This is a genomic window from Chondromyces apiculatus DSM 436, from assembly GCF_000601485.1.
Classification (GTDB): Bacteria; Myxococcota_A; Polyangia; order Polyangiales; family Polyangiaceae; genus Chondromyces; species Chondromyces apiculatus.
In genome coordinates this window covers 159,684-178,900 of sequence record NZ_ASRX01000005.1, presented here as the reverse complement: position 1 = coordinate 178,900, position 19,217 = coordinate 159,684, and the positions used below count along the sequence as shown (strand labels likewise).

General features: G+C 71.3%; 12 protein-coding genes. 4 read left to right on the top strand and 8 right to left on the bottom strand.

Going from position 1 to position 19,217, the window contains the following annotated elements; translation table 11 throughout:
- The first annotated feature begins 13 nt into the window (after positions 1-13).
- Entirely contained in the window at positions 14-1,288 is a 1,275-nt protein-coding gene (locus CAP_RS03835) for a glycosyltransferase (protein WP_044236151.1), read from the top strand.
- Positions 1,289-1,332: 44 nt separating this feature from the next.
- On the opposite strand, the gene CAP_RS03830 is transcribed toward CAP_RS03835, so the two are convergent.
- On the bottom strand, positions 1,333-2,487 hold the full coding sequence (locus CAP_RS03830; protein WP_044236149.1) for a hypothetical protein: 1,155 nt from the start codon (positions 2,485-2,487) through the stop codon (positions 1,333-1,335).
- 183 nt (positions 2,488-2,670) lie between these two features.
- Here CAP_RS03830 and CAP_RS03825 point away from each other — a divergent pair, with 183 nt between their 5' ends.
- Positions 2,671-4,656 carry an AAA-like domain-containing protein gene (locus CAP_RS03825; protein ID WP_044236148.1) on the top strand — a complete coding sequence of 662 codons (1,986 nt, stop codon included), beginning with the start codon at positions 2,671-2,673 and terminating at the stop codon, positions 4,654-4,656.
- Complete coding sequence (locus CAP_RS43685) at positions 4,656-6,953, top strand: AAA-like domain-containing protein (protein ID WP_052374101.1); 2,298 nt, start codon at positions 4,656-4,658, stop codon at positions 6,951-6,953. The genes CAP_RS03825 and CAP_RS43685 overlap by 1 nt, the downstream gene beginning before the upstream one ends.
- 63 nt (positions 6,954-7,016) lie before the next feature.
- Here CAP_RS43685 and CAP_RS53300 read toward each other — a convergent pair whose 3' ends face one another.
- Complete coding sequence (locus CAP_RS53300) at positions 7,017-8,978, bottom strand: serine/threonine-protein kinase (protein ID WP_063748633.1); 1,962 nt, start codon at positions 8,976-8,978, stop codon at positions 7,017-7,019.
- 130 nt (positions 8,979-9,108) lie between these two features.
- Positions 9,109-10,995 (bottom strand): Rieske 2Fe-2S domain-containing protein, encoded by a 1,887-nt coding sequence (locus CAP_RS03810; protein WP_044236147.1) that lies wholly within the window; start codon positions 10,993-10,995, stop codon positions 9,109-9,111.
- Between the two features lie 83 nt (positions 10,996-11,078).
- Between CAP_RS03810 and CAP_RS03805 the strand changes: the two genes are divergently transcribed.
- A complete protein-coding gene (locus tag CAP_RS03805; RefSeq protein ID WP_156040472.1) occupies positions 11,079-13,943 on the top strand; it encodes a M1 family metallopeptidase in 2,865 nt (954 codons plus the stop codon).
- Positions 13,944-13,964: 21 nt separating this feature from the next.
- Here the strand turns inward: CAP_RS03805 and CAP_RS03800 are convergent, their stop codons facing one another.
- From CAP_RS03800 to CAP_RS03785, 5 genes are all read right to left on the bottom strand, one after another.
- The gene (locus CAP_RS03800; RefSeq protein WP_197040986.1) at positions 13,965-15,185 is read right to left on the bottom strand and encodes a PAS domain-containing protein; all 1,221 of its coding nucleotides are present in this window, start codon (positions 15,183-15,185) and stop codon (positions 13,965-13,967) included.
- A gap of 232 nt (positions 15,186-15,417) precedes the next feature.
- Entirely contained in the window at positions 15,418-16,176 is a 759-nt protein-coding gene (locus tag CAP_RS43680; protein WP_156040471.1) for a hypothetical protein, read from the bottom strand.
- Positions 16,173-16,589: a hypothetical protein gene (locus CAP_RS03790; protein WP_044236145.1), complete on the bottom strand. Its 417-nt coding sequence runs from the start codon at positions 16,587-16,589 to the stop codon at positions 16,173-16,175. Before CAP_RS03790 ends, CAP_RS43680 begins: the two co-directional genes overlap by 4 nt.
- 140 nt (positions 16,590-16,729) lie before the next feature.
- A complete protein-coding gene (locus CAP_RS49835) occupies positions 16,730-16,876 on the bottom strand; it encodes a hypothetical protein (protein ID WP_156040470.1) in 147 nt (48 codons plus the stop codon).
- Positions 16,854-19,217 carry a hypothetical protein gene (locus CAP_RS03785; RefSeq protein WP_044236143.1) on the bottom strand — a complete coding sequence of 788 codons (2,364 nt, stop codon included), beginning with the start codon at positions 19,215-19,217 and terminating at the stop codon, positions 16,854-16,856. The genes CAP_RS49835 and CAP_RS03785 overlap by 23 nt, the downstream gene beginning before the upstream one ends.

Here is a 19,217-nt window from a genome sequence, read left to right as displayed (position 1 = left end):
GGCGAAGGACACCATGAACATCTGCCTCATCGGGATCGGCACGCGCGGCGACCTCCAGCCCCTGATCGCGCTCGGCAAGGGGCTCGCGGCGCGCGGGCACAGGGTCCGCGTGCTCGCTGGCGCGGGCTTTCTCCGCTGGATCGAGGGGCACGGGCTCGAAGCGGTCCCGGCCGAGCTGAACATGGAGACGTTGATGCGCTCCGAGCTGGGGCGCACGTGGGCCGACACGGGCGCCAATCCGCTGGTCGGGGTGAAGATGATGCGCCGCCTCTTCGCGCAGCAGGACGAGATCCTGGCGGCGGACCTCCTGCGCGCCGCCGACGGCGCCGAGGTGATCCTCAGCAGCATCACCACGGTCGTGCACACCGCATCCATCGCCGAGGCCTCGGGGGCGTTGCACGTCTGCCTGCCCCTCCAGCCCTCACCGCTGGCGACGCGGCACGGGCCCTCGGCCCTCCTGGCCGCCGCGCCGCACCGGGACAGCGCGCTCAACCTGCTGCTCGGGAAGCTGCTCGAGGAGACGCTGTGGCGCATCAGCGGCGCGTTCGCCAACCGGCTCCGCGAGGAGCGCCTGGGCCTGCCGCCGCTCACCCGGGGCGAGGCGATGGCGATGCTGCGGCGCACGAAGATGGTGCACGGATGCAGCGCGCACGTCGCCCCCCGCGCGCCCGACTGGCCCGACGTCTGGGAGGTGTGCGGTTACTGGTTCCTCGACGAGGGCAAGGGCTACGAGCCCCCCGAGGCGCTGACGCGCTTCCTCGATGCCGGCGAGCCGCCCCTCTGCGTGGGCTTCGGGAGCATGACCACGGGCGATCCGGCGGCGGTCACGCGCCTCCTCGTCGACGCCGTGACCCGGAGCGGGCGCCGCGCGATCCTGCTCTCGGGCTGGGCTGGGCTCGGGGGGGTCGCGCTCCCGGAAAGCATCCTGCGCCTCGACAGCGCGCCCCACGACTGGCTCTTCCCGCGCGTGTCGGCGGTGGTGACACACGGGGGCGCGGGGACGGTGGCCGCTTGCCTGCGCGCCGGGCGCCCGGCCGTCGTGGTCCCCCACATCGCTGACCAGCCCTACTGGGGGCGCCGCGTGGAGGAGCTGGGCCTGGGCCCGGCGCCGATCCTGCGTCCACGCCTCAACGCAACCCGCCTCGCCGCCGCGCTCCAGGCCACTCAGGACACGGCGATGCAGCGCCGCGCCGAGGCGATGGGCGAGAAGATCCGGGCGGAGGATGGGGTGACGGTGGCCGTGGCGCGCATCGAGCAGCACATGGAGGCGCACCGCCGCGGCGGGTGAGGCCCAGCACTCCTCGATGGAGAGGGGGTGCGCTCAGGCTGCGCTCAGGCCGAAGCGGCGCCGCTCACGCAGGGCGGCGGGGAGAGGCGGTGGTCGCGGTGGTCGTAGGGGTTGCCGCTCTTGCCCTCCAGGGCGGCGATCGCGATGTTGTACATCTCGCGCGCCGTCACGTAGTGGAGGACCCACTCCTTGCCGTCGTTGTAGCGGCTCGTCAGCTCGCGGTGGAGCATGTGGCCGTGCTCTCCGAGCAGCGGGCCGGCCTGGTACTCCGGCGCGCCGTGCGCGTACACCTTCACGAACACCCACTCGGGGCGGCCCTGGACGTGGATGTTCTGCTCCACCCAGTTCTTCACGCGCTCGGGGGTCGGCGGGTCCGAGGGCTGGAGGCCGCTGTACTCCAGGCGCATCGAGAGCTTTCCAGGGCGGCGGGTGAGGCAGAGGGGCCCCTCGATCATGAGGATCCGGTCCTCCATCACCTCGCCGACCCTGGCGCGCACGCCGCTCTCGTAGGCGCGCCGCCGCGCCAGGTCTCCGGTGGGCCAGTAGATCTGGTTGACGATGTTCGGCTGGGACTCGTCGGGGGCCGAGGGAAAGGTGAAGTCAGCGTAGCAACCGGTCTCGAAGAGCAGCGGGATCTCGTCGTCCACGCCGCACGCGGAGCCGTCCTTGCGCGAGTTGGCGAGGCACCAGTTGCCGTGGATGAAGGCGTAGCGAGCCCTTCCTGTGGGGTCGCGCGAGAAGTGCCCGTGCCGCCCGATCTCGTCGATGTACCGGCGCAGGTCGTCACGCAGCTTCGCGGTGGTGTCGCCGTCGTGGTGCAGGTGGAACTCGACCTCGCCGAGGCCCGCGCGCGCGAGGTCGGCGAGGGCATCCATCCACTCGGGCACGTACTGCTCGCCGGGGAAGAAGAACGAGTGGCGCGGGTGCCGGCCGTCGGCGTCCACGTAGCCCTTCGCGAGCGCCGGGTAACCGTCCGACCAGGCCTTGACCCGCGCGTCGCCGACCTCGCGGCTGGCGTTGTCCCACCCGGGCTCCCAGTGGTCGCACACGGCGAAGAGGAGGTGCCTCGGCCCACTCACCTTGGGGGCCCGCACGCTCTCCGCCAGGTGACGGGCGTAACCGCCCAGCCAGGTGTGCAGGTTCTTGTCCTTGAGGCGCTCGACCTGCTGCTGAATCCGACGCTGAAAGGTTCCAATCATGGGGAGATCCCTGGTGGCCCGCAGGAGAAGGCGCGGCCAGTCGACCCGTTGTAGCACGGGCGCGCGCCTGCAGGCCCGAGCCACGCCCGCGGGTGGTACGATCCGCCCACGAGATGCGCGGTTCGCTGCAAGGTTCTCTGCAAGGTCCGCGCAGCCCGCGACGTTCCCGGTAGAGGTGGCCTCATGAGCGAGTGGCTGGTCGAAGGCGCGGGCAACCGCAAGGCGTTCGAGGATCTCCTCGAAGCACTCCGCCCGACGGGCACCGGGGCCTTCCCGACCGGGAGCGCGCTCGCCCTCGTGGGAGCCGGGTCCAGCGCCCGGGTGCGCTATCCCCTCTGGGGAAGTCTCCTCGACCGCATGGCCACCACCATCGGCGAGAACGATCCCACGGCGGAGGCCAAGCTCGCGGCGCTGAAGGCCGAGCAGGACATGCTCTGGCGGGCCGAGGAGTACCGCAGTCTGCTCGGGCCGGACCTCTACACGAGCTTCATCCGCACCACCTTCGGCCCCGAGGAGGCGCCCCACGACACCTTCCACGAGGACCTGGTGCGGCTCCCCTTCCGGCACATCCTCACCACGAACTACGACGCGGTGCTGGAGCAGGCCCACACGGCGGCGTTCCACCGCCCCCGGGCGGTCGCGGTCACCTGGACGGAGGCGGCGAACCTCCGCGAGATCATCCAGCGCATCGGAGACCCCACCTACGGGCGCCGGTACATCTATCTCCATGGGCGGTTCGACGCGCCCGAGGGCATCGTCCTCACCGAGCGGGACTACACCGAGCGGTACGTGCGCCACGCGGAGACCTGGCCCAGGCTGTTCGCGCTCCTCGCGGCGCAGCGCGTGGTCTCGCTGGGCTTCTCGCTCAGCGACCTCGATCTCATGGGCGTGTTCCGCGAGGTGAAGGCGCTGATGGGGCCTGGCGATCCGCGCCACTTCGCCATCCTGCCCCACGAGGGGAAGGCGGAGAGCGGCTCGGTGCGCCAGCGCCTCCAGGGCAAGTACGGGATCCGGCCCGTCTTCTACCGGCAGACGCCCACCCACGAGGGGTTGCCCGCGCTCGTGAAGGCGCTGCTCATGGCCCTCACGCCCTCGCGTCCCTCGCTGCCGCCCGATCCACCCACGACGAGCCTGCGCCCGCCGCCCGAGCCGCTCCCGCCCAGGGCGGGGTACGATCCGCAGTGCTACGTGCGGCAACCGCTGGTGGAGCGGCGGGTGCTGTCGGGGCTCGCGGAGGCGGGGAGCCCCGTGGTCCTCCTGGGCTCGGCGCGCTCGGGCAAGACGGCGCTGCTCCGGCACGTCCTCGACGACGCGGTGCGCACCGACCAGGCCGCCGGCAAGCAGAGCCGCAGCGTGCTCGTCGAGCTGTCCACCTTCGACCCGGAGGCGCAGGTCTCCCACGAGGATTTCCTCTACGAGCTGGCCATGCGCCTCGTGGAGGGCGTGGAGGGCAACGAGGCGTGGCTGGAGGATGCGTGGGGCCGGCCGGGGACGGCGGCGCGGCGGCTCACCTGGCTGCTCAAGACGCACCTCCTCAACACCGTCACCGAGCGCCTGCTGGTGGCCATCGAGTCGGCCGATCAGCTCCCGCGCTTCGGGTTCTGGGAGCACTTCCTCGGCCTGCTCCGCTCCTGGGCGCAGGAGAGCAAGCCCCCCTGGGACCGCCTGCGGATTGCCATCGCCGTCTCCACCGAGCCCACGCTGCTGAAGGAGGAGATCCACCGGTCTCCCTTCTTCAACGCGGCGATGCTGGTGCGCCTGCAGGAGCTCGACGAGGCCCAGGTCGTGGAGCTGACGGCCCTCTACCGCCTCCGCTGGAGCGACGCCGATCGCCGCGCGCTGGTGGAGCTGGTCGGCGGCCACCCCTACCTGCTCCGGCTGGCGCTGCACGAGGCGGCCCTCCACGGCACCGCGATCGCGCGCATCGTGGAGGCGGCGCAGCAGGACGGCGGCATCTACCGCGACTTCCTGGGCCAGCTCCGGCGCAAGCTCGACGGCGAGCTGCGCGGGGCGCTGTGCCGGGTCCTCGCCGGCCAGGTGGACAGGCTCGATCCAGAGATCGAGGACCGGCTCCGCGGGGCCGGCTTGATCCGCGGGACGTACGGCGCTTACCGGCTCCGCTACCCCCTGTACGAGGCCTATTTCCGCCACATGTGCGCCCAGCCGTGATGACCGCCCCCGACAGCGCCGTCCCCTCCTCCTCGCAGTCCTTCCAGACCGAGGGGCGCGGCATCGTCGACGCCGACGGGCAGGGCTTCTACGTCGTCCGCAAGTCGGACGCCGAGCTGTTCGAGCGGCTCCTGCGGCGCGAGCCCTGTTACGTGCTGGCGCCGCGGCAGATCGGCAAGTCGAGCCTGCGGATCCGCACCCAGGAGCGGCTGCGCGGGCGGGGAGTCCGCTGCGTCTCCATCGACCTCACCAGCATCGGCAGCGGGGCGAGCGCCGACGAGTGGTACTTCAGCATCGCGGCGGCCATCCACGAGGACCTCGGCCTCGACCCCGACCTCGACGAGCTCTGGCGCAAGAACCGCCGCATGTCGCCGGTCCGACGCTTCCGCCAGTTCCTCGGGGACGTGGTGCTCGGCGAGGACGACGAGGGTCCGCCGGTCGTGATCTTCCTCGACGAGATCGACGTCACCCTCGGCCTGCCCTTCTCGCGGGACGATTTCTTCGGGCTGATCCGCTCCGCGCGGGAAGCGCGCGCGGACGCCCCCCGGTGGGGCAGGCTGACCTTCTGCCTGATCGGGGTCGCCGCCCCCCTCGACCTCGTGGCCGATCCCGAGCGCACGCCGTTCAACAACTCGTTCGAGGTCCGCCTCGACGATTTCTCCCGCGAGGAGGCGCGCACGTTCCTCCCCGGCCTCGCGAACGCCAGCGCAGACCCGGAGGCGCTCCTCGGGGCCGTCCTCGACTGGACGAGCGGCCACCCGGCGCTCACCCAGCGGCTCTGCTACCACCTCTGCCAGCAGTCCTCCGCGGGGGGCGAGGCGCAGGACGGCGACAGCAAGGGCGGCGACAGCAAGGGCGGCGACAGCAAGGAAGGCAAGCGCAAGGGGGGCAAACGCAAGAGCGATGCGGCGCGGGTGAAGGACCTCGTGGACACGCTCTTCCTCGACAGCGGTCGCATCAGCGATCCCATCCTCCTCGATGCGGAGCGGCGCTTCGCCGGGGACCGCGCCGACGCCCGCATCCCGGTGATGCTGCACCTCTACGGGCGCCTCCTCAACGGCGAGGACGTGGACGCCGACGGGAACAACCCGCGCCAGTTCGGGCTGCGCATCGCCGGCCTCGCCGCGGAGCGGAAGGAGCGCCTCGACCCCGAGGAGCTGTCGCCCGAGGAGCCCACCCGGAGCGCCTCGCGGACGCGGTTCCGGCTACGGAACCGCATCTTCGCCAGCGTCTTCGATCGTGCCTGGGTCGACGAGCGCCTCGCCCGCCGGTTCCTCACCGAGCCGCTGCAGATCTGGAAGGACTCGGGCCGGAAGGAGGACCACGTGCTGCGCGGAGACTCGCTGCGCATCGCGCTCGCCTGGGCCAAGGGGCGCGACGACGTGACCCCCGACGAGCACGACTTCCTCCAGGCCTCCCAGGAGGAGCAAGGGCGCGCCGAGGCGGCACGGCAGCAGGCGGAGGTGGAACGGGCCCGGCGGGAGCGCGCCGAGCAGGCCATGCGCTCGCAGCGGCGGGTGGTGTCGATCCTCGCCACGAGCATCGCCCTGCTCGGGGTGCTGATGATCGTGGTGATCATCCTCTACTCGGAGAACCAGCGCGCGCTGCAGGAGAAGAGCGAGGCGCTTGCGAGCGAGCAGCAGGCGAGGTCCGTGGTCGAGAATGCCTACGAGGAGCGCGTCGCGCGCGCGCGGGACGAGCGCGTCGAAGCGGAGCGGCTCTACAAGGAGGCCCAGAAGGCGCACCAGGACGCCGAGGAGGCCGCGAAGCGCAAACGCGAGGAGGCCAAGGTGGCCGAGGAAGAAGCGCGCCTGGCCCTCAGCAAGGCGCCGCGCTGGTCCACCGAGCGCTTGAAGGCGGAGAGGAAGGAGGACGCTGCACAGAAGGTGCGAAAGGAGGCCGACCGGCTCGATTCGAAAGCCGACGATGCGGCCCGGGGCATGCAGAGCGCCCTCCAGCGCTACACCATCGCGGACCGGGCGGTGGCCACCCTGGAGGACGGGTCGCCCCAGGGCGCTTCTATCGCGGGCTCGGTGAAAGGCGCGATCGAGGCGGAGCAGGGCGAGACGCGCCGGCTGAGCAACCTGGTGGAGACGCAGAAAGAAGCCCTCACAAGCGCGCAGAAGGAGATCGAAGATCTCAGGGAGACGCAGCGCGACCTGGAGGCGCAGCTCGCGGCGGCGGAGCTGGAGAAGGCGACGCTGCAGCGTGAGCTCAACGCGGCGCGGGCCCAGCAGCGCGCGCCTGTGCCCTCCAAATTGCCGGCGCCCACCCCAAACGCCCCCCCGCCGAACTGACGGCCCTCACTGCCGGCCCTCACTGCTGGCAGGGCGAGGGGACGCGAGTCCCCTCGTGGAGACTTAGAACGTCGACGCCTTGCGCGAGTTCTTCCAGGTCGACTTGTTGCCGGAGGGAGCGGCGCCGGACGGAGGCCTGGAGCCCTGGGGAGGCGACGCGGGAGGACGCGCTCCAGGGAGTGGCGTCGCGGCGCCCTGCGGCGTAGCGCCCGGAGACGCCGCCGGTGAAGCGCCTGACGCTGTCGGGGTGGTCCCGGGCGCAGCGCCATCCGCCGGCGGCGCGCCTGCCGATGCGGGTGCTGGCACGACCTCGGGCGCGTCTCCCCCGGGCTTCGCCTCGCCGGGCGCCTTCTCGGGCTTCATCTCCGCAGGCGTGTTCTCCCCGGGCTCACCCCGCTCCTGGACCACCGCCGGCGCGCCTACCGCGCCAGGTTCGACACCGAGCGGCACCCCCGACGCGGGACCCGCATCCGCCGGCCCTGCTGGACGGCCCCGCAGCAGGGCCACGGCCAGCATGCCCGCGACACCGAGCGCGAGCCCTGCGGCGCCCACGCGGAGCAGGCTCCACCCGCCGCTGCCGCTCCCCGCCTCGGCATCTGACAGGGCTTCGAGGTGCACGACGGCGGTGTTCGAGTTGGACTCCACCTTCGACAGCGACACCAGCTCCTCGCTCGACGCAGACGCCGACACGGGCGTCACCTCCACGGGATCCATCTCCGCCGTCGCGGCCTTCGCGAGCCAGGCGCTCACCGGCGCCACGTTCGCTGGACGCCCCTTCGTCGAGGCGCTGGTGGCCCCGTCCCCGCTGGGCGTCGCTGCCCGCGCAGACGCAGCCTCGGTCTGTTCCATGGCGGCGCGCGCAGCTCTGGGCACGGGCGTCGCCACGGCGTCTGCAGCCGCGGCAGGGGCAGAACCGGCCGCGGGCGCCACCTCAGGGCCAGCTTCCAGCGGGCCCGAGGCCAGCGCTGCGGGTGACCCGCCGGGTGCCGACGCAGCGGGAGACGCGCTGGCCGCAGCACCCGCGAGCGCCGAGCCGAACGATGCCAGATCGATCTCCACCGGATCGACGAGGGTCGGCGCGACTTCCCGGTGCACGTCCACCCGGCGCGCCGCGGCCATCTGCTGCGCGAGCGCGGCGCCGGTCCGCCAGGACCGCACGTTGGTCGACTCCCAGCCCACGGCCAGGTCGAAGGCCTCGCTCATCTCGCGCGCGCTCGTGAACCTCGCGCCGGGGTCCCGCGTGAGCGCCTTCTGGAACCAGGCGTCCACGGCGCGCGGGAGGTCGGCGCGCAGCGCGGTCGCCGGCGTGAACTGGCCGGCGTTCACCGCGAGGAGGAGCTGGGCGACCCCGCCGTCGCGGCGGAACGGCAGCTCGCCGGTGAGCATGCGGTAGACCACCACGCCGAGCGACCAGAGATCGCTCCGGTTGTCCACCTCGCGGGCGTCGTTGAGCTGCTCGGGGCTCATGTACACGAGCGTCCCCACCACGTCGCCCCCGGCGGTGATCTGCGGCCCCTTGTCGCCGTGCTGCTTGGCGACCCCGAAGTCGAGCAGCTTCGTGAACACGTCGCCGTCGCCGTCGGCGTCGAGCAGGAACACGTTGCTGAGCTTGATGTCGCGGTGGATGATCCCGAGCTGGTGGGCCTTGCCGACCACCTTGCAGAGCTGGCCGAGGATCTGCGCCACCTCCTGGGTGGGCAGCGGCCCGAGGCGCCGCAGCCGCTCGTCGAGGTCCTCGCCTTCGAGCAGCTCCATCACGATGAACGGCTGGCCGTCGGCCGTGACGCCGTGATCGTGCACCTGCACCACGTGCGGACTCTTGATCTGCGCGGTGTAGGTCGCCTCACGGCTGAAGCGCGCGACGAGCGCCGGGCTGTGTGACGAGCCGGCGGCGATGAACTTCACGGCCACCTCGGTCCGCAGGGCGGTGTGCTCTGCGGTCCACACCGACCCCATGCCCCCCTTCCTGAGGAGCCTCACCAGCTTCACATGCGGGGTGACCTGATAGCCGACCTGAAGCCCCATGGACCTCCCTCTGGCGTACCACGGCTCGCCGCGCGGGCACTACCAAGAGCGACTCCGTCGAGTGCCCGATGCAGCAGTGCATCGCGGTCGGGCCACCCCGTCTGCCGCGCGGTACGGCGGAGGCCGCAGCTCAGTACAGCGACTCCGGAGGACGGCCGTCGCGCAGAAAGCGCCGCGCCACTTCAGCAATGCGACGCACCTGGAACTCGGGCCTCCTGGGCACGATGTAGGCGACCAGCGCCCGCAGATACGCGCCATCGGCCTGCGTGTCACCGCGTTCGAGCCGATGCAGCGCCTCGGTCATCTTGATCGCGTGGGCCGTCAAGATCGGGCGCACCGCCATGTCGAACGCAGCAAACGGCGCGATCTCGGCGTAGGCCGCGAGCCGCTCCTCGGACGTCAGCGCCTCGGTGATCGCCAGGGCGCGCCCCACGTCGCGTGATGCCAGGGCCTCGGACAGGGAGCCACTCGCCTCCTTCGCGGGCCGGGGCGCCTCGCCGTCGGCGTGCCTCAGCTTTCCCACGAACGACGCCGCCAGCACGGCGAGCCGCGCGGCGTGCTCGTCGCTCGCGCCGCTCTCGCTGCCCACGCTGCCCACGCCGCCCACGACGCCCACGCCGCCCACGCCGCCCACGACGCCCACGACGCCCACGCCGCCCACGACGCCCACGCCGCCCACGCCGCCCGCGCCGCTCCCCGCGCTCTTGCCCTGCACCAGCGAGATCGCGGCCTCGGCGAAGGTGACAGCGTGCGTCACGTCGAGGACCGAGACCTCCGCGTCGCGCCGCTGCTCCCAGGCCTCGTCGAACCGCGCGACGCGCACCGCAGCAGCGTGGGCCGCGGCGCGGAGGAGCGCCACCGGGTCCACCCCCTGCCCCAGCCGGACCACCGTCGCGTCCGCGGCCTGGCGCTCCCCCGCGAGGACCGCGGCCTCGTAGATGGCGCGGTCGGCGTCCTCCATCTCGCCCCCGCCCGCGTCACCGCGCACCCCGAGGGCCTCGTTCACCCGCCCCAGCGCCGCCCGCGTGGCTGCCCAGGGAGGCAAGCTCGTGTCGATCGTGGCCCAGGAGAGCTGCACCACGGACGCGGCGAGGAGGTCATCGGCCACGGCCGGGAAGCGCCTCGCCAGCTCGCAGGCCTTGGCGAGGAAGATCGCGCCGTGACCGTAGTCGAGCTGGTGCTGCGCGACGAACGGGAGAAGCGCCACCCGCACACCCTCGGTCCCCTCGCTCTCGCAGAGCTCCCGGATGCGCGACTCGGCCTCCTCGCGCCGCTCGTTCTCCAGGGCGGCCACGATCTTCCCGTGCTCCTGGCGCTCCTCGTAGCTCCCCAGGAACGCCGCGAGGGCGCGGTCCCCCTGCTTCGCCAGCACCTTGGAGCGCGGCGGCAGGTGGATGGAGGGCTCGGCGATCGCGTGCGCCCCCGCCACGAAGGCCTCCTCGGGCTGCACCCACCCCCGCTCCACCCACGCGCACAGATCGGCCAGCATCGCGAGCCCGTGATCGAAGCCGTACTCGGCGCGCTCGGCGCCGTCGCGGGCCACCACCTCGAACGCCACCCCCATCCGCCCGAGGCCGCTGTCCTCGCCGAGCGGCAGCCCGAGCGCCGAGAGGCGCAGCGCCTCGCGGAGCGCGCGCGGCATCTCGTCGCGGGAGAGCGCCGCCCGCAGCGACGCCAGCAGCCGCCGGGTCTCGGCGCCACGGTCGACGGCCCGGTTCAGGTGCACGCGGCCGTTTTCCACGCGCGTCGGGTAGCGGCGCACCGGATCGCCGCCGAACTGGTTCTCGCCCGTCGCCAGGTCGAACTTCCAGTTGTGCCACGCGCACGTCAGCACGCCGTCGCGCACACAGCCCTGCGAGAGGGGATAGCCCTGGTGCGGACACCTGTCGTCGACCGCGTGCACCGCGTCTCCCGTCCGCACGCAGGCGTAGCGGTTCCCCGCCGTGTCCTTGCGCAGCACCGCCTCGCCCGCGGGGAACTCCGCGAGCTGCCCGATCTCGATCCAGTCCTCCCTCATCGCGCTGCCTCCCTCCTCCGATCGCTCCCCCTTGTATCACCGGAGCTTTCGACGGGCGCGGCCCGCAGGTGTATGAGGGCGCCGTGCCCCTGCTCCGCCGCCTCGCCTACATCACGTCTCCGCTCGCCCTCTCGCTCACCCTCTCGCTCGCCGCTGGCACCCTCGGCGCATGCACCCCGCGTGAAGCGCCTCCGGCCCCACCGCCCTCCTCGCCCGTTGCCCCGCCGCCCGGTCGCGCCGCACCTCCGCCCGCGGCCGAGGCCAGCGAGGCCCCCCCGCTCGGCCAGCTCCCTGGCCACGCGCGCCCCCTCCACTACAAGCTCACCCTGCAGATCGTCCCCGCCCAGGACCGCTTCTCGGGGACGGCCGAGATCCTCGTGGACCTGCCGGCGCCCCGAAGCATCCTCTGGATGCATGCCCGCGACCTCGCCGCGAAGAGCGCCAGCGCCCGCCCCGAGGGGGGCCAGCCCGTCGCCGGCAAGCTCGAACAGGTGGACCCCACCGGCGTCGCGAAGCTGACCCTCGACCGCCCCGTGGGCCCCGGCCGGGTCACGCTGCACGTGGACTACGACGCGCCGCTCCCGGAGACGAGCTTCGGCCTCTACAAGGTCCGCCGCGGCAGGCGCGCCTATGCCTTCACCCAGTTCGAGGCGACGAGCGCGCGCCTCGCCTTCCCGGGCTTCGACGAGCCTGCCTACAAGACCCCCTTCGACGTCACCCTCCTCGTCCCCCGCGGCGAGGTAGCCATCTCCAGCGGGCGCGAGGTCGAGCGCGCCTCCGCCACCGGCGACCTTGACCGGGTGACGTTCGCGACCACGCCCCCGCTGCCCACCTACCTGCTCGCCTTCGCCGTGGGCCCGCTCGACGTCGTCGACGCGCCCGCCGTTCCTCCCACCCCGGCGCGCAAGACTCCCTTGCCTCTCCGCGGGGTGGCCACCAAGGGCCGCGGCGCGGAGCTCGCGTACGCGCTCCGGCACACGGGCTCCCTCGTCAAGGCGCTGGAGGACTACACCGCGCTGCCGTACCCCTTCGACAAGCTCGACATGATCGCCGTCCCCGACAAGCGCGGCGCCATGGAGAACGCGGGCGCGGTGACCTTCAGCGAGTTCTTGCTCCTCATCGAGGAGCCCCACTCCTCGACGCGGCAGCGCCACGCCTTCTTCTCCGTCGGCGCCCACGAGCTCGCGCACATGTGGTTCGGCGACCTGGTGACCATGCCCTGGTGGAACGACCTGTGGCTCAAGGAAGCCTCCGCCAACTGGCTCGCCGCCCACGCCGTGCGGGCGGTGCGCCCCGACATCGACCTCGACACCCACATGCTCGACAACGTGCACGGCGCGATGGGCACCGACGGCCTGGTCAGCGCGCGCAAGATCCGCCAGGAGATCCGCGACCACCACGACATCACCAACGCCTTCGACGGCATCACGTACGACAAGGGCTACGGCGTGATCACCATGTTCGAGCGCTGGCTCGGCCCCGAGGCCTACCAGCGCGGCATCCGCGCCTTCCTCGGCGCGCACCGCTACGGCAATGCCACCGACGACGATTACCTCGCGGAGATCTCCCGCGCCACCGGCCGCGACGTGGCGACCCCGATGCGCACCTTCCTCGACCAGCCCGGCATCCCCCTCATCGAGGCCAGCCTCACCTGCGAGGGCAAGCCCAGGCTCCACCTGAAGCAATCGCGCTACCTTCCCCTCGGCTCGGCCGGGGACCGCACGGCCCGGTGGCAGGTCCCCGTCTGCGCGCGCTACCCCCGGGATGCGGGCGGCAAGGCCCTGGAGACCTCCTGCGTCCTACTCACCGAGCGAGAGGGCGACCTGCCGCTCGTGGGCGACACCTGCCCGGCGTGGATCGCCCCCAACGCCGACGGCAGCGGCTACTACCGCTGGAGCCTCCCTGCCCCCCAGCTCGACAAGCTCGCCAGGCTGGGCCTCCCGCACCTCAGCGTCCGCGAGAAGCTCTCGCTCGGCACCAGCGTGAAGGCCTCGTTCCGCCAGGGAGCGACGTCGGGCGCCGACGCCCTCGCCACCCTCGCCCCGCTCGCCAGCGACCCCCGCCACGAGGTCGCCGTGGAGCCCATCGCGCTCCTCCGCAACGCCCTCGACTGGCTCCACGGCGACCCTGCCCAGGGCGCCGTCGAGGCTTACGCACAGCGGCTCTACACCCCCGTCTTCCTGAAGCACCGCTGGAGGCCCCGGAGCGGCGCGGGCGGCAAGCCTGGCAGCCCCGGCGAAACCGAGGGAGACAGCATCCTCCGGGTCGACGTCCTCCATTTCCTCGCGCTGAGCGCGATGGATCCCGCCGTGCGCAAGGAGGCCGCCGCCCTGGGACGCGCGTACATCGCCGGAGGGGCGCTCCAGACCGACATCGTGCTCCCCGAACTCGCCGCGACGGTCGTCGCCGTTGCTCTCCAGGAAGGTGACGCGGCGCTCTTCGCCCAAGCGCTCGCGGTCCTCACGGCCACCGAGGACGAGTCAGATCGCAGCAACCTCCTCTTCGGCATGGCCTCCGCGCGCGCGCCTGCGCTCGCCGCCCGCGCACGCGAGCTGACGCTGGACCCGCGCCTGCAGTCCCGCGAGGTGAGGCACATCCTCGGCACCCAGCTCCAGGATCCCGTCCTCCGCGAGGCCGCCTGGCAGTGGCTCGAACAGAACCTCGACGCCGTCATCCAGCGCCTCGGCCCCCAGCGCTCCGGCTGGCTCCCCGGCCTCGCCTCGAGCTTCTGCGACAGCGCCCATGCCGAGCGCACCAGCACCTTGTTCTCGCCGCGCATCGCCAAGCTGGACGGGGGACCGCGGAGCCTGGCGACCACGCTGGAGTCGATCCACCTCTGCACAGCCCGGCGCCGCGCGCAGCTCGACGGCCTGCGCGCCTTCTTCGAGACCCCCGCCAGGCGGGCGCAGACGCCGACGAAAGCGCCCGGGCTCCCGGCGAAGCCCTGACCACGACGCCCGCGCAGTTCTTCAGCGCGTCGCCTTGCTCTGCGCCCGGCGCATGGCGTGGAGGATGCCGTCCTGGAGCTTCCCGAAGGTCAAAAGCTCCCTGAGGTCCACCTCCAGCGCCACCAGCGTCCGGGCGACGTCCGCGCGGATGCCGGTGAGGATGACCTCCACCCCCAGCAAGCGCGCCGCGCGGGCGGCTCGCAGGAGCGCATCCGCCACCTTGGTATCGATGATGCCCACGCCCGTGATGTCCAGGATGACGAACCGGGCGCTCCGCTCGGCGATGCCGTCGAGGAGCGTGCTCATGACCTGAGCTGCGCGCCGGCTGTCGACCATGCCGATGAGAGGCATCACCAGGATCTGGTCGTGGATGGGGATGAGCGGCGTGGACAGCTCGACCAGGGCGGCGGCCTGCTGCTCGATGGTGCGCTCCGCCTCCTTGCGCGCGGTGACGTCCTGCCAGGAGCCCACGGCCTCCAGGGGAAGCCCCTCGGCATCGCGCAGGAGCTGCGTCTGGTCATGCACCCAGCGGTATGTGCCGTCCTTGCGCTGCCAGCGGTATTCACGGCAGCACGCGCCCGTCGTGGGGAGCGCTGCGAGCTCGGCGATGACCCGATCCCGATCGTCCGGGTGCACCCTGCACGACCATAGTGTCGGATCCTCGCGCAGCTCTTCGGGCGTGTAGCCGAACTGATCGCGCAGGTTGCCGCTGACGAAGGAGAGGCGCGGTTCGCCGCGGTAATCGATGGCGTAGAGCCCCACCCCGCTCGCGAGCAGGAGGTGCTGCAAGCGCTCGTGAGAGGCGCGCAGGGCCTCCTCGACCTCCAGGCGCGCGCTGGTGTCCTGCGCCACGCAGTAATACAGCCCGTCGATCACCACGACCGACGTCCACGCGAGCCGCGCGAACGTCCCATCCTTGCGACGATAGCGGTTGATCAGCATCGTCGTCCCGGGGTCGGCCGCATTCGTCACCCCCCCGGCAGCCACGACGCCCATCATCGCCTGCACGGTGATTCCGTGATCGTCCGGATGCAGGAATTCGAAGAACGACGCGCTGCGTAGCTCCTCCAGCGTGTATCCGAGTGTGCGCGCCCATGCCGGGTTGAGATCCCGGAAGAATCCATCCTGCCCGGCGACGCACAGCAGGTCCGACGAGGCCGAGAAATAATGATCCCACCCCCGCACCCACGAGCTTCTACCAGCGCCAGCATTCACGCCGCCCGGGAAATGCTGCTGCATCATGATTTCCCCCATGCGCGGCCGCACAGGCCGCCGTCATGCCCTTGCGCGTCCAGGTCCCCCCAGCCGCGCAGAAAAGATGCGTGTCTTCAGGTTACCCGAGAACGCGTCCTGGTTGATATCGAGTCGCAATGGTCCTGCGACTCCTGGCCCCCCCTAAGGCCAGACCGTATGACACCGCGTGAGCGCAGGTGTGCAGCGCGCTCCGCCGTCGGACCACCCTCGCTCGGCGCCGTTACTCGTCCTTCGGAGGCGGCGGTGCGTCGACCCAGATGGGCGTGGCGAGCGGCTGACCCGTCTGCGGATCGAAGCGCATCAAGCGCTTGCCCGGGGGAGGAGCTTGCGTGGGCTCGACAGGAGGGAGCGGCGTCTGAAGGAGGGCGGGAGAGGGCGGGGAGGAAGCCGGCGTCGACTTCGCCTGGACGAAGGGAAGCGGCTGCCGGGGGACGGAGCCGCTGATGTCGGCCGTGTCGCGAAGCGCTGCGAGCGAAGACGGCGCGCCGAGGGGCGGCGGAACAGGGGTGACAATTACCGGCGGCTGAAAGGGTGGCGATGGGGGTGGAGGCAGCACGGGAGGTGCGGGGGTGAACGTCGGCTGCACGGAAGCAGGACGGGCTGCCCAGGGCGAAGGAGCTTCGCTCGGTCCGGGCAGCGACGAAAGCGGGCGAGGCGGGTCCGGAGGGACGGGTGTGTCGCGGGGAGCCGGCGCGCCGAGGGAGGCCAGAGGGAGCGCGGTGCGGGCGAGTCGCTCACGCGTCTTGGCGAAGGTGGCACTGAAGCGGAGCGCCTGGTCGCGCTGCTGCCGCTTGATGCCGAGGGCAAGCTCGGCGGTCCAGGCCGCGTCGACGGCGTGCCAGGAGTCTGCGGGGACGCCGAGGCGGGCAAGGACCTCGAAGAGATCCTCGGCGCGGTAGTGGAGGATGTGCGCGAGCACCTCGGCGTAGCGCTCGAGCTTCACGGAGCGACGGAGCGCGTCGGGATCGGCAGGCATCATCGCTTCCTGGCCTTCTTCAGTACCTTCAGCCGGTTGCATGCGGCGAAGCGGACACTATCCAGCTCCTCTTCCGTGGCTCGCCAGCCGAAGTACTCCGAGGCGGACGGCTGGAGTGTCTCGTTGTGCGTGCACATCATCGAGTACAGGGCCACAGCTTCACCCGGGTCTATCAACTCGGCAGCCTCAGCGAGGAGCATGCAAGCGCGGAAGTCCATGGGGTACGCCGGGAACTCCTCGGTCGCCTTGAACTTGAGGTATTCGCTGTGCTCACACACCTCCTTGGCCACCGAGAGTCGCTTCCACATGAAGTTGGCGACGGGCTCGTCGTGGACGAGACGCATCGTCGCCACGGCGCAGGAGAACTCATCGCCATGGAAACCGTCGTCGATGAGGCGCTCGGAAGGCGAAGTCATGGATGCGGTGGGTGGAGGCACCCACAAGGGAGGTGACTCCGGAGAAGGGGCTCGAACGGCAGCACCACGGGGCCAGAACTTCGGGGGTTTGATGGCTGCCTGCCGCTGGCAAGCTGCCGAGTTGACGAACATCTGCGGCCTCACGTCGAAATCGCGCGGCTCGGCGCAGGAGCGCATGGCCTCGTGGACGCATCGCGGGCGCCTGTGCACGCCACCGCGCTCACCGCCACCGCGAGGCCGAGGAAGGTGGTGACGCGGCGCGGATCAGGCCACAGGAAGGTTCTCATCGGTCGGCTCCTCGGCGAATCCCTTGAAGAATGGTGGTGTCTGACCCTCGATCTCGCGCCGGAAGGGCTCGAGATCCTTGCGCAGGTAGATCTGGTCCCAGGCGAGGTTCTTCAACACCTTCGTCAGGGGAGCGGGAGCTGCCTGCGGCAGTGCGGTCTCCGGCGGCCCGCCCTCCACGAACTTGATCCTGCAATGGAAGCGCGCCTTGCCGGCGACGTCCTTGTCGCCCTCGTTGGTGAGCCAGATCCGGGGCAGGTAATGGACACCGTGGACGAGCTTGCGCTTCACCTGTTTCCGCCGCTGCTCGTGATCCTGGGGTCTCCTGGCCTCCGCCACGGGCGAGTAGCTCGACAGGAAGTACGAGAAGCAGCCCCACTCCGGGTGGTCGGGGAGCGTGCTCATGAACCTCTGGAGATTCATCTCGCGGGCGCCCTCGGCCCACATGCACTTGGCGAGGAGGCCTTGCGGCGCGAAGACCACCCACCAGCACTGGAGGTCGGTGAACCCGGGCGTGTTGCGCAGAGCCCAGAGGAGCCGCGAGACGGGGTAGTTCTGGTGCAGCTCCGGCCCGTAGGTCTGCACGAGGCGGCTCGCGTAGAGGACGTGCTCGTTCAGCAGCATGGCCGCACGCTCCTTGCTCACCTGCCTGGGACGCTCGGTGATCACCAGGCGCGCGAGGCCGATGGGGCGCGCCCGCCGCAGGAACATGGCGTGCTCCGCGAGCTGGATGGGCGGCGGCAAGATGCCGATCCCCGACGTGATGTTGCCCTTCCCTGGCGCCAGCTCGATCTCCTTGTAGCCGTCCAGGTGCCCTTCCCCCTGGACCTTGAAGATGACCTCGCTGTGCGAGGTCTCGAGGTGCTTCAGGGTCTCGTTGGCGCTCACGTTGAAGGCCTGGAAGGACTTCCCGCTCTTGTGGACGCGCAGCACGAAGTAGATGTGCGATCCCGGGAGCTGCTGGTTGAAGCCGTACACGTATGGATGGGTCGTGCTGTCGGCGGCCAGCGCCTTCATCTCCGCGATCTTCTTTCGCTCCGCCAGCGCCGCCCCGAGCATCGCCCGCTTCTCCTGGAGCTTGGCCTGGGCATTCTGCCTCGCCTCCTGGGTCTTGCCCTCGGCGGCCTTCTGCTCTTCGGCAGCGATCTCCTTTTCTAGCTTCGTGATCTTCTCGTCGTTCTTCGCCTCCTTGGCGGCTTCCTTGGCGACATACGTCTCGGAGGGCGCCTTGCGGCCCGGGGAGAGCCAGGAGTCGTTGAAGGTGGAGCCGCCGACCTTCTTCCGCGTCTCGAAGTAGGTGCCGACGACAGCGCGGAAGTTGTTGCCGTGGCTCTCGTACTTCGAGAGGTAGAGCGTGATGGTCCCCGCGGCGACGCCGCTGTCCGGATCCATGGTGATGATCGAGCCCGGAGCGAGGCCAGCGGCGATGACGCTGGGCGCATCGAGGGGCGTGTCGCCCGGGGAAAGCCACTTTCCAGGCGGCGAGGGCATGGACACGAGACCAGCCTCGCCCGCGCCGCCGAGCATGCTCACGCCCGCCGCCGACCCTGCAGCACCGAACGCGGGCATGCCCTGGCAGGCGTTCGAGGCGGCGAGGCCGCAGGCGGGGTACGTCGCATTGCCGAACCACGCCAGGGGCATGCCGCGCGTCAGCACGCCGTAGGTGGTCATGTGCTGGCAGGCGATGCCGATGGGAACGGCAGGGTCGTCGTTCTGATGCTCCACCCACGGGGTGCCGTAGGTCGCGTCCTCGCCGGCAGGGACGGGCACGGGATCGCGCCAGGAGCCGACGTGATGGGCGCCTCGCGCCTTGTCCCCGTCCATGTGGAACCGCTGCAGCGGGTACTTCATGCAGATCCGGTGGAACATGAACTGTTCCCAGGTCTCGCTGGCGGGCGAGGGCGGCCTCTTGCCGTCAGCCAGCGGCGGGATGATCGGCGCGCCCAGGTTGTAGAGCTGGAGCGGCCCGAAGTACGCGGTGCCCAGGAACTGCTCGGAGATCGCCTCGGCCCACAGCTCCTCGGCGGCGCTCTCCGCGTCGACGTTGTCCCACTGGAGCATGCACGGGAGCTGGGTCATCCACGCCTCCACGGGAGATCGCTCCAGCCGACCGGCAATCCACGTGAGGATCGAGCCGATGGTCTCGGCGCTGTAGGGCTTCGCGGCCTTGCACGCGAGGGGCAGCCCGGTGTTGTCGTCGAACACCGTGCCTTCCGGCGCATCCGTGCGGGCGTCGTTCAGCCCGGCGCACAGGCGCGGCGGCTCCTCGCCGTACGGGTGGAACTCGCTGAGCTTGGCGACGAAGTCGCCGATGGTGACGGCGGTGAGGCTCGGGTCGGACAT